Raw genomic sequence first — 11,629 nt, forward strand, 5'->3', positions numbered from 1 at the left:
TAGCACAAGAGTTGCGCAAGATCCGATCAAGACCCACATTCGGGGATGGACGATCACTCAGGGGCGGGCACAACCGGCGCCGGGGCGACGAGCGCGTCGTTGCCGCCGGACTTCTGCACGGTGCCGAGCGCGGCATCCGCTGCCGCACACAACGCCTCGAAATCGTGCCCGTGATCGAAGCTGTCGGCAATGCCAAAACTGGCGGTGAGGCGGATGCTCGACAGCCTCGAGAGCGGATTCTGCACCATGGCCGTGCGAATGCGGCCGGTGAGCACGAGCGCCTCCGAGGGAGACGTGGCCCGGGCGAGCACGACGAACCGCCCGGAATCACGATGCCCGATCAGGCTCATCACCGGCAACGCGAAGCGCAGCGTGCGCGCGAACTCGTTGATCGCATCGTCGCCGGCCCGGCGCCCGAAGGCCGCGTTGATCGCGGGCAGATTGTCGATCTCGGCGCCGATCAGCGCGAGGCCGACGCCACGTTTGCAGGCCCTGTCGAGATGGTCGGTTCCGGCCTGGGCGAATGCGGACGGCGAGAGCACTCCCGCGGCAGAATGGATGCCTGTGGTCTGGTCCCCAACAGCGCTTCGCCCGCCCTGTTCGGCTCGCAGCACCGACACGGCGATCGTGGCCGCAATCACAAACGACATGTTCAGCAGCGCCGTGACCCCCTCGCCGAAGGAAGCGACGACGAGATCGTTCGCCACGACGAACAACACGGTCCGCACGAGCCCGAAGATCGCCACCGCTCCGAAGGCGCACGCGAGGATACGGCCGTTCAGATTGCGGCGCAGGGCACCCCTGGCTGCTTCGGCACAGCCCAGGCCGCTCAGCAGCGCCACCGACGCCGGCAGCTCGGCGGCCGCCGTCCATTCCCGCTCGCCCGGCCCGTGCAGCAGGGTGGCCGCAAGCACGAAGCCCGCCACGAGCAGCACGACCCACAGCAGCGAACTCCGTCGGTTGTCAAGCCGCAGCCCCGACCAGAGCGCCCCGACCGCGATCACGATCGTGACGTGCCCCACCACCATGGGCCACCAGCCGTCGGGGCCGTGCATGTGCAGGTTGTACGACACCGCGGACATGACGGCCGCAATGTAGGCGACGCTCCAGATGCGACCCGGGCCGTCACTGCGCAAATAGGCGGTGTTGACCACGAACGAGACCCCGCAGACGACCGTGACCAGGCCGCTCACCAGCATGAGCGTCGCCGCGTCGAGCGGCATCAGGGGGCCGCCTCTGCGTGCGCCGCCCGGATGGGCAGCGTGGCGATGGCTGTCGTGCCCACCCCGAAGGTGGATTCGAGCCGCAGGTCCCCGCCGTGCCTGCGCATGATCTCCCGGCTGATGTTGAGCCCCAGCCCGGTGCCGTGCACGCTCGAGCCCCGCACCGAGTCGGCCCGATAGAACCGATTGAAAAGGTTCTGCTGCTCGTCGTCTGTCATTCCCCGGCCGGTGTCGGTCACGCGCAACTCGGCCGAGTCAATCGTCGCGCTGAGCGTCACCGAGATACTGCCGGCGGCCACGTTGTACTTGACCGCGTTCGAGAGCACGTTGTCGACCACCTGGCGCAGCCGAAAGGCATCCGCCGACACCTGCACAACGGGCAGGAGGCCCTGCACGAAGCGGATGCTGCGCTCGGCCGCCAGCGGAGCGAGCGACTCGACCGCCTCGGCCACGATGGTGTCTAGGGTGCACGGAGCCGACACGATGGTCAGTTCGTTCTTGGCGGTGCTCGCGGTGGTGAGCAGGTCGGCCACGAGGGCCAGCAGGCGGTCAGCGTTCTTCGACGCCACCTCCAGCATGCGGCGCGTGGACGGGTCGAGGCTGTCGTCGTCGAGCGAGAGTTCGAGGTAGCCCAGGATCGAGGTGAGCGGCGTGCGCAGCTCGTGGGAAACGGATGCCACGAGGTCATCCCTGGCGGTGATCGCCCGGATCTCGGCGGTCACGTCGCGCGTCACCATAATGCCTCCGTCGGTGTTGCCCTTCTCATCGAGGATGGGGCGGGCCGAGATGAGCACGGCTAGCTGCGGTGTGCCCGGCTTCCCCAGCCACACCGTGAGCCGGTCGATGGTTTCCCCACGGAGGGCCCGCTGGTAGGGGGTGTCGGCGATCGAATACGGGGTGACGCGGTCTTCGTGGAACACGACGTGATGGGCGAGGTGGCCGTTGTCGTCGGCGCCGAATCGGCTGAAGAGCTCCCGCTGCGCCCGGTTGATGAAGTTCGTGCGCCCGGCGATGTCGAACCCGACCACACCGAAGTCCACGGAGTTGAAGAGCGCATCAAGGATCGACTTCTGGCGGGTGGAGCGCCGCAGGGCGTCTTCGAACAGCACCGCCTGCTGGGTGAGAAGCACCCGCTGCGCCGCCGCCCGCCGGGTGGTGGCATACGTGGTGGCCGCCAGGAAGGCCAGGACGACCGGAAGGATGGCCAGACGCGGGATTTCATCCGGCGGCAGGTCTTCCCCGCGCAGGAAGAGCACACCGTAGAGCAGCAGGGTCGCCAGAACGACGCTGCCGGCGGCGCCGCGCGCCCCGAAATGGGTGGCGAGCCAGATCACCGGGAAGACCAGGAGGAAGGTGACACCGAGCAACGGTGCACCCTCGCGGGCCACGATGATGCCGATCAGGTCGAGAACCGGAATGACGGCGATCCAGCGTTTGTCCAGCCGGTGCCAGGGCACACCGGCCGACAGCCCGGTGGCCAGGAAGATCAGCATGACGCCGCCGAAATAGAGCGGATCGCGCAGCAGCTCGGGGAAGACCACCGTGGAGACGAGCACGAGCACGAGAGTGGCCCCGGCGACGATCAGCTGGGTGAGGAAGACCGCTCGATTGATTGCCGTGCGACCCTCGTCGCGCGCCGCGCGAGTGGTCACGACAGCGGCCGCGAGACGGGCTCGGCCGGCTCGGCCTGGGTGTCGAGCACCGAGTCGAGGTCGTCGAGGTCGTCGTGGTCGGCAGGCTCGACGGGCTGCAGGGCCTGCACGGCCTGCACGGCCTGCACGGCCTGCACATCCTGGGCATCCTCTCGAACGTGTTGGGGAAGCACGGCGGCCAAGCCGTATTCGTCGAGGCGGGCCAGGGTCTCCTCGAGGCTCTGCGGCACTCCGTAGTGGAAGCCCTGAGCGCTGCGGATACCGAGCTCGACCAGCGAGCGCGCCATGGCTGCGTTCTCCACGCCCTCGACGATCATGGAGTACTCTAATTTGTCGCCGAAGCCCTGCAGGGCGGTGAGGACTTCGCGCTGACGGATGTCTGCCAGGTCGTCCACGAGGCTTTTGTCGATTTTGAGGATGTCCATCGGCACGCGCACAAGGGAGTCCACCGAGGAGTCCTCCGAGCCGTAGTCGTCGAGGGCAATCATGATTCCGATGTCACGCAGGTGGTCGACCTGCGCCCTGACCGCCAGCGAGACTTTGGCGACCGAGCGCTCATTCAGCTCAAGACACAGCGAGATGTCGGGATACCGGTGGGCGAGTTCCTCCAGGAAGGTGCCCAGGCGTTCCGGCATCACCTGCAGGGCCTCCACGTTCACCGTCATGCACACGATGCCCGGCTCGAGCAGACGAAATTCGGCCGCCGCAGCCATGGCCTTCTCGGCCACCTGGCGGGTCAGCGCGTCGAGAAGTCCCAGTCCCTTGGCCTTGGCCACGAGCGAGGGAGGCGAGAGCGCGCCGAGCTCCGGGTCGGTGAATCGCACGAGCGCCTCGAAGGCCCAAATCTGGCTTGTCACGAGGCTCACGATGGGCTGGTACGCCATTTCGAGCAGACCTTCCCTGATGGCTTCGGCCACGCTGTCGTTCACCTGCGGCGAGCCGTGCCCCGAAATGCTGATGCTGCTCTCGTGGGCGGGACCACCGCTGCGGCGGGATTTCTTGACCGCCAGCATGCTCTGGTCGGCATCGAGAACGAGCTGGGAGACATCCGTTTCGCGGTGCGCCGAATAGGCCAGGCCGATGCTGAGCAGGGGGCGCACGGTGTTCTGCCCGAGAATGAGTGGCTCGCCGGATGCCACGAGGATAGTTTCGGCGACTCCCTTGGCCTCTGCGAGGGACGACAGCCGGGTGAGGATGATGACGAACTCGTCTCCACCAACCCGGGCGACCACGTCGAAGGGGCGAACGGCGAGGCGGAGCCGGTTACCGAGGGCGCGCAGCACGTCGTCGCCGGCCTGGTGGCCCAGCCTGTCGTTGAGCCGTTTGAACTCGTCGAGGTCGAGGAAGAGCACCGCGAGGGCCTCGGAGTAGCTGCGGTGGTCGTTGATGTTGGCGAGCGCCTCTTGGAAGGCACCGTAATTCGGCAGTCCGGTGAGCGGATCGGTGTTAGCCCGCAGGGTGAGGCCGCCGATATCGTCGCGGGCGCGCACCACCACGTCGGTCGTGTGCGCGAGGGCGTCGAGGGCGCGCTGATCGTCGGTGTTGAAGGCAACGTCCATGGCATCGCGGTGCGCCACGATGAAGAGCAGTTGGCCTTCCACGAGGGTGACGGCCGCGGCGATCTCGCGCGGGGACCCCGGATGGTTCTGGATGGTGACGGACTCGGCGCCGATCGCCTCGGCCACGGCGCGGCGCACGAGGTCGGCGAAGGACGCAGAGTCGGCCGCGTGGCCGAACGACTTCGCGTTGAGAGCGGCGGTTCCGCGGATGAGTCCGTTGAAGCGTCGGCGCATGTCCACGAGGCGCACGCTCGACTTGGTCGCCACGGCGAGCACCGTGAGCAGCAGCAGCACGGCGATGGCGTTGCGGGTCTGCACCTCCGCCCTGAAATACGGCAGGGCGGGGTCGTTCCAGAAGGCGGCGAGCGCGGTCAGCGACGCGGCGCCGGACAAGATGACAGCACCCCGCAACCGATTGGCCTGCGTGAACGCGCCGAGATCCCACGGCGCTGCGATGCTCAGCCTGCGGAGGGCCTCCACCAGCAGGGTGGCAACGACATACGAGAGGGCCGAGAGCAGCACGGCGAGCAGGATGGGGACATCCGCTGAACGCAGCCAGGAGAAGATGGTGAGGTTGAGGGCGGCTCCTGCCCCCACCAGACCTCCCGCGTAGAGGGCGATCGACCAGCGTCGGGTGCGGGCGAGGGCGCGCAGCAGTGCCCCGAGGGCGAGCACGCCCACCGCCGCTTCTGCGCCCAGGACCGGGGCCAGAATGGGAAGGGCGATGATGGGAAGGCTGAAGGACATACTGCGAAACGGCACCCAGCCCACCCAGAACCGGTTGGATTCCAGAGCGACTACGCAACCGAACCCCACGAGGGCGATCAGCCAGTGCGCGTCGGATTGCCTGAGCATCCGCATCGCGGCGTCGATGATGACGGCGGCGCCGAAGGTCGCGAAAAGCACGAACCCCGCCCGTCGCACGCCATCCCACACCCGATTGTGACTCACACGACCAAAGTTTAGTCCAGAGGGGACCCATTTCGGGGGCCAGTTCGCGCCACCGCCCCCGACCCGCTGCCCTCGTCGGTCGCACGGCGCCGGTCGCCCCCGCCGGGCGAGGCTCGACGGAGGAGCGCTTGGATCGAGCTCGTCGAGATGAGACCCCGCAAGCCACCCCCGACCCCGCTGTGACGAGGTATGCGGGGCGAGCTAGGCCCTGACGAGCTCGGCGGCCACGAGCTCCGCGATCTGCACCGCATTGAGGGCGGCACCCTTGCGCAGGTTGTCGTTGCTGATGAAGAGGGCGAGGCCGCGGTTGTTCGGCACTCCAGGATCCTGGCGGATGCGGCCGACGAAGCTCGCGTCCTGGCCGGCGGCCTGCAGCGGGGTCGGAATGTCCGTGAGCTCGACACCCGGGGCATCCGTCAGCAGCTCGCGGGCGCGGGCGACGGTAAGCGGGTGCGCGAATTCCACGTTGATCGACAGCGAGTGCCCGGTGAAAACCGGAACGCGCACGCACGTGCCCGAGACGAGCAGGTCCGGCAGCTCGAGGATCTTGCGGCTCTCGTTGCGCAGCTTCTGCTCTTCGTCGGTCTCGAAGGTGCCGTCGTCGACGATCGAACCGGCGAGCGGAATGACGTCGAAGGCGATCGGGCGAGCGTAGATCGTGGGGTTCGGTAGTGCCACGGCGGTGCCGTCGTGCACGAGTCCGAGAAGGTTTTCGTCCTGCACGGCCACGCGCACCTGGGAGGCGAGTTCGAAGGCGCCGGCCAGGCCGCTGCCAGAGACGGCCTGGTAGGTGCTTACGATGAGACGTTCGAGACCGGCCTCGTCGTGCAGCACCTTGAGCACGGGCATGGCGGCCATCGTGGTGCAGTTCGGGTTGGCGATAATGCCCTTGACAGCGAGCTTGATGGCTTCGGGGTTGACCTCGCTCACGACGAGGGGAACCTCGGGGTCTGTGCGCCAGCCGGACGAGTTGTCGATCACGGTGACACCGGCGGCGGCGAAACGGGGCGCCTGCGTCTTCGAGAGGGTGGCGCCGGCCGAGAAGATCGCCACGTCGAGCCCTGAAGGGTCGGCGGTGCTCGCGTCTTCGATCACGATGTCGGTGCCGTTCCACAGCAGCGTGTTGCCGGCCGACCGCGCAGACGCGAAGAAGCGGATGCTCGCCACCGGGAAGTCACGCTCGGCCAGCAGCTTGCGCACGACGGCTCCCACCTGGCCGGTGGCTCCGACGACGCCGATGTTGATTCCTGCGGTGCTGCTGGTCACGTGGATTCCTTACGTCGAGCGCGGTACTGCGAGTGTCTTCGGGGGGCTAATTCAGGAGATTCTGCCAGATAGTGATCTGAAGGGGCTGAACTGGACCCGCCCGGTGCGTTCTTCCTGAATTAGCCACCATAACTCCTGCAATTTCTGAAGCCGAAGAATCAGATCCGCGTAATGACGCGGGAGGTGGAAACTCAGCACTCAAATTGCAGGAGTTATGACGTGGGGGGAGGCGAGGGTGGCTAGCGGCCGGTGCCGCCGTGTACGGCGGCCGGCACGTCGCCGTCGAGCCCGAACGCCGTGTGCACCACGCGGAGGGCCTGGTTAATGGTGTCGGCGCGGGTGACGACGGAGATGCGGATCTCGCTCGTGGAGATCATCTCAATGTTGATTCCGGCTTCGTACAGCGCTTCGAACAGCTTCGCCGACACGCCAGTGTTGGTGCGCATGCCACCGCCCACGAGGGCGAGCTTGCCGATCTGGTCGTCGTACTGAAGGCTCTTGAAACCCACGTTCGACTGCTCGTTGGTGAGCGCCGTGAGCACCTGCTGGCCCTCGGACTTGGGCAGCGTGAACGAGATGTCGGTAAGACCCGTGGCCGCGGCGGAGACGTTCTGCACGATCATGTCAACGTTGGCGTTGGTTTTGGCCACGATCTTGAAGATGAGCGCGGCCTTTCCGGGAATGTCGGGAACGCCCACGACCGTGACCTTCGCTTCACTCAGGTCGGCGGCGATTCCGGCGATGATTGGCTCTTCCACTGTCTCTCCATTCGCGCGGGCAGTCTCGGCATTGAAGACGATGGTGCCGGTGTTGTTATTAAAGGACGACCGCACGTGCAGCGTCACGCCGTGGCGGCGGGCATATTCCACTGCACGTATATACAGAACCTTTGCGCCGGCGGCCGCGAGTTCGAGCATCTCTTCGCTCGAGACGCGGTCGAGCTTACGGGCATTCGGCACGACGCGAGGGTCCGCGGTGAAGACGCCATCGACATCCGTGTAGATCTCGCAGATATCTGCGTGGAGGGCCGCCGCGAGAGCCACGGCTGTGGTGTCCGAGCCGCCGCGGCCGAGGGTCGTAATGTCTTTGGTATCACGGTTGAAGCCCTGGAAGCCAGCCACGATGGCGACGGCGCCCTCGTCGAGAGCGTCACGGATGCGACCCGGGGTCACGTCGACGATACGCGCGGAGCCGTGGCTCGCGTCGGTGATCATGCCGGCCTGGCTGCCGGTGAACGAGCGGGCGTCGTAGCCCATGCTCTTGATGGCCATCGCGAGCAGGGCCATGGAGATGCGTTCACCGGCCGTGAGCAGCATGTCGAGCTCGCGCGGGGCCGGCAGCGGCGTGACCTGGTGGGCGAGGTCGAGCAGCTCGTCGGTGGAGTCGCCCATGGCCGAGACAGCCACCACAACCTCATTGCCGGCCTTGCGGGTGTCGACGATGCGCCGCGCAACCCGTTTGATGCTTTCGGCGTCGGCGACGGATGATCCGCCGAACTTCTGCACGATCAAAGCCAAAGTCACTCCTGAGCTGGGGGGATTGGGGCTGCGCCCAAGCCCCCAGTATAAATGTCACGCCTGATCGGTGCCCACCATGTGACGCCTCGCGACGTGCCGGGGCATCCGCTCGCTGGGCCCACCTTGTGAACGCAGGCCCAGTTTCTAGACTGGGCCCGCGTTCCGGGCCCGGGCCCCGTGCAGAGGGAGGCTAGTGGGTGACCTCGCGGCGGCCCTCGAAGGCGCGGCCGAGGGTGACCTCGTCGGCGTATTCGAGGTCGCCACCGACCGGGAGGCCCGATGCGAGGCGGGTGACCTTGATCTCGAGTGTCGTGAGCAGGCGTGACAGGTAGGTGGCGGTCGCCTCTCCCTCAAGGTTCGGGTCCGTGGCGATGATGACTTCCTGCACGGTGTTGTCGGCGAGGCGCTGCATGAGCTGGCGAATGCGCAGGTCGTCGGGCCCGACCCCGTCGATGGGACTGATCGCCCCGCCGAGCACGTGGTACAGACCTTTGAACTCGCGGGTACGCTCGATCGCAACGACATCCTTGGCCTCTTCAACCACGCAGATGAGCGCGGGGTTGCGGCGCGGATCCCGGCAGATCAGGCAGGTGGGCTGCTCCGACACGTTGCCGCAAATGTCACAGAATCGCACCTTGTCCCGCACCTCGAGCAACACGTTGGCGAGGCGCGTCACATCTACCTTCTCGGTCTGCAGAATGTGGAACGCGATGCGCTGCGCTGACTTCGGCCCGATCCCCGGCAGCTGCCCGAGCTCGTCGATCAGTTCCTGAACGATGCCTTCGTACATGGCCTAGTCGCCTCTCGGTCGCGGTGCGGCCGCGAAGTACGGCTGTTCTTCAATGAATGTCGCGCCGAGGATCTCGCGCACTACGGCCTCGCCGTAACGCTGCTTCTCCGCGAAGCTCGGGCCCGGAGTCGAGCGCGCCTGGGCAGCCTTGCCTGGCCTCGTCGGAGCGGATGCCGCCGGCGCGGTGGAAACGGCCGTCACGGCAGCTGGCACCGGGGGTTGGGTTGGCCGGGAATCCGGGCCGGCCGAGCCGTAAGCCGGCGCGCGTTCGCTGCGGGGAGCGTCCCGCTCCGGCGGCACGTCGTCGTCGAAGGGCGGCGGCACATCGTTGAAGGGCGGCTCGTCGTCGCGAAAGGGCGGCTCGGAGTCGTCGTCGCGAGACACCGGGGATGGAGCGACAACCGGCACCGTTGGCGTGGGTGCCGGCGTTGCAGCCGGTGCGGGAGCGACAGGCGCCGGCGCGGGAGCTACAGACGTCGGTGTGGAGGCGCCGGGGATGGCCACGGTGGTCCAGCCGTTCGTGGCCACGGGGGCGACGGGGGCCGGGGCCGCAGCGTCGGCGGACGCAGCGTCGGCGAGCCCCGTAGCGTCGGCGACCGCGATCGGGGCCGCGGCTGCGACTGCGACTGGGTCCGCGGCTGCGACTGCGACTGGGTCCGCAGGCGAGGCACCCGAATCGGCGGCCGGTGCGGGGACCGAAGCCGTTGCCCACGGTTCGTCGTCGACCGCATCATCGTCGGCAGCATCGACCGGGGCGGCAGGCGCGGCCGGCGCCGGTGGCGCGTCGGGCGTCGGCGGCTGGGGCGGGCGCGGCTCCTCTCTGGCGATGAATTTCACCTTGAGACCGAGCACGGCCACGATCGCGGTGCGCAGAAAGTCGCTCACGCCCATTCCCGGCGCCGGCGAATGCTTGAAACTGGCCACATCGGCCTCGCTCGGGAAGGACAGCACGAGGATGTCGTCGCCGCGCAGCTCGATCAGATGCGCCGTGTACGCCACGAGCCACGCACCCACCTTGGCGGTGCGCACGGCCTCGAGAATCTCCGGCCAGGAATCCTGCAGCTGCGCAAACGTCACGGGCCCAACGGGCATCGTGCGCACCGGCGGCGGTGTGGCTTCCACAACGGATGCCGCAGCGCGAGCCGGCGTGTCGCCCTCGGCTCGGTCTCGGCTCGGTGCGTCCGCCACGGGAGCAGCGCCCGCGGCCGCGACCGGCCAGTCGGCCCGGGCCGGCGCGGCGGGAGCGACAACCGGCGCCGCGGGTGCCACCGGCGCGGCCGCAGCAGGCCGGGCGGCCCGCGGCAACACCGGCGCCACCGCACCAGCACCAGCACCAGCACCAGCCTCGCCGTCCACGCCGATGCGCCGCTCCAGCCGTTCGACGCGCGCGAGCGCCCCGCGGGTGGAATCGTCGGTGGCCGGAATCAGCGCGCGCGCGATCATTAGCTCAAGGTGCAGTCGCGGAGAGGTCGCGCCCGACATCTCGGTGAGGGCGGCGTTGAGAATGTCAGCGGTGCGGGAGAGTTCGGCCGGCCCGAACTGCGCGGCCTGCCCCGCCATCCGGTCGATTTCGTCCTGCGGAACCCCACGCAGCACGGCCGCGGCCCCGGCAGCGGATGTCGCCGCCACCACGATGAGGTCACGCATCCGTTCGAGCAGGTCTTCAACGAACCGGCGCGGATCCTGCCCGGTCTGGATCACGCGATCGGCCGCGTCGAAGGCGGCCCCGGCGTCGCGGGCGCCGAGGGCGTCGATCGCGTCGTCGAGCAGCGTGGCGCTCGTATAACCGAGCAGCGCCACGGCGCGCTCGTACTCCACGGTGTGCCCGTCGGAGCCGGCCATGAGCTGGTCGAGCAGGGAGAGCGTGTCGCGCGGCGAGCCTCCGCCGGCACGCACCACGAGGGGCAGCACCCCTGGTGCGACCTGCATCTTCTCGGTCTCGCACATCTGCTGCACGTAGTCGAGCATCGGCGCCGGCGGCACCAGCCGGAACGGGTAGTGGTGGGTGCGCGAGCGGATGGTGCCGATGACCTTCTCGGGTTCGGTCGTGGCGAAGATGAACTTCACGTGCTCCGGCGGCTCTTCCACAATCTTGAGCAGGGCGTTGAACCCCTGCGGCGTCACCATGTGCGCCTCGTCGAGGATGAAGATCTTGTAGCGATCGCGGGCCGGCGCAAAAATCGCCCGCTCGCGAATGTCGCGGGCGTCGTCGACGCCATTGTGGCTCGCCGCGTCTATTTCCACCACGTCGAGCGATCCCCCGCCGTCGCGGGCGAGTTCGACGCAGCTCGGGCACACGCCGCAGGGCGTGTCCGTGGGGCCCTCGGCGCAGTTCAAGCAGCGCGCCAGGATGCGCGCCGACGTGGTCTTGCCACAGCCGCGCGGCCCGCTGAACAGGTAGGCGTGATTGACGCGGTTGGTGCGCAGCGCCGTCATCAGCGGTTCAGTCACTTGGGACTGACCGATCATCTCGGCAAAGGTCTCTGGCCGGTAGCGGCGATACAGTGCGGTAACCACAGATCAATGGTACTTGGCCCCGCCGACACCGCAGGCAAGAGCGGCCGAGCCCGGAGCATCCGCTGGCAGAGAGGCCCGCACACGGTAAGGAGCCTCGGGGGCCGCCCGAAGGCGACCCTCACGGCTCAGGGACGGGGATCGTGTGACCCCGGCG

At 68.0% G+C, this 11,629-nt stretch carries 7 protein-coding genes; all 7 read right to left on the minus strand.

The window, feature by feature from the left end:
* Window positions 1-53: 53 nt before the first annotated feature.
* Window positions 54-1,223, minus strand: coding sequence for a GGDEF domain-containing protein (locus BJ997_RS15185; RefSeq protein WP_035835452.1), 1,170 nt, complete (start codon window positions 1,221-1,223; stop codon window positions 54-56).
* A complete protein-coding gene (locus BJ997_RS15190) occupies window positions 1,223-2,875 on the minus strand; it encodes a sensor histidine kinase (RefSeq protein WP_052541971.1) in 1,653 nt (550 codons plus the stop codon). The genes BJ997_RS15185 and BJ997_RS15190 overlap by 1 nt, the downstream gene beginning before the upstream one ends.
* The gene (locus BJ997_RS21970) at window positions 2,872-5,385 is read right to left on the minus strand and encodes a GGDEF domain-containing phosphodiesterase (protein ID WP_152602078.1); all 2,514 of its coding nucleotides are present in this window, start codon (window positions 5,383-5,385) and stop codon (window positions 2,872-2,874) included. Before BJ997_RS21970 ends, BJ997_RS15190 begins: the two co-directional genes overlap by 4 nt.
* Before the next feature lie 201 nt (window positions 5,386-5,586).
* Window positions 5,587-6,651 carry an aspartate-semialdehyde dehydrogenase gene (locus BJ997_RS15200; RefSeq protein ID WP_035835453.1) on the minus strand — a complete coding sequence of 355 codons (1,065 nt, stop codon included), beginning with the start codon at window positions 6,649-6,651 and terminating at the stop codon, window positions 5,587-5,589.
* Window positions 6,652-6,890: 239 nt separating this feature from the next.
* The gene (locus tag BJ997_RS15205; RefSeq protein WP_035835454.1) at window positions 6,891-8,168 is read right to left on the minus strand and encodes an aspartate kinase; all 1,278 of its coding nucleotides are present in this window, start codon (window positions 8,166-8,168) and stop codon (window positions 6,891-6,893) included.
* Between the two features lie 190 nt (window positions 8,169-8,358).
* A complete protein-coding gene (gene recR / locus BJ997_RS15210; protein WP_035835455.1) occupies window positions 8,359-8,958 on the minus strand; it encodes a recombination mediator RecR in 600 nt (199 codons plus the stop codon).
* Between the two features lie 3 nt (window positions 8,959-8,961).
* Window positions 8,962-11,475, minus strand: a complete 2,514-nt coding sequence (locus tag BJ997_RS15215; RefSeq protein ID WP_035835456.1) for a DNA polymerase III subunit gamma and tau — start codon at window positions 11,473-11,475, stop codon at window positions 8,962-8,964.
* Window positions 11,476-11,629: the final 154 nt, after the last annotated feature.

Source organism: Cryobacterium roopkundense (genome assembly GCF_014200405.1).
In the GTDB taxonomy this organism is placed as follows: Bacteria; Actinomycetota; Actinomycetes; order Actinomycetales; family Microbacteriaceae; genus Cryobacterium; species Cryobacterium roopkundense.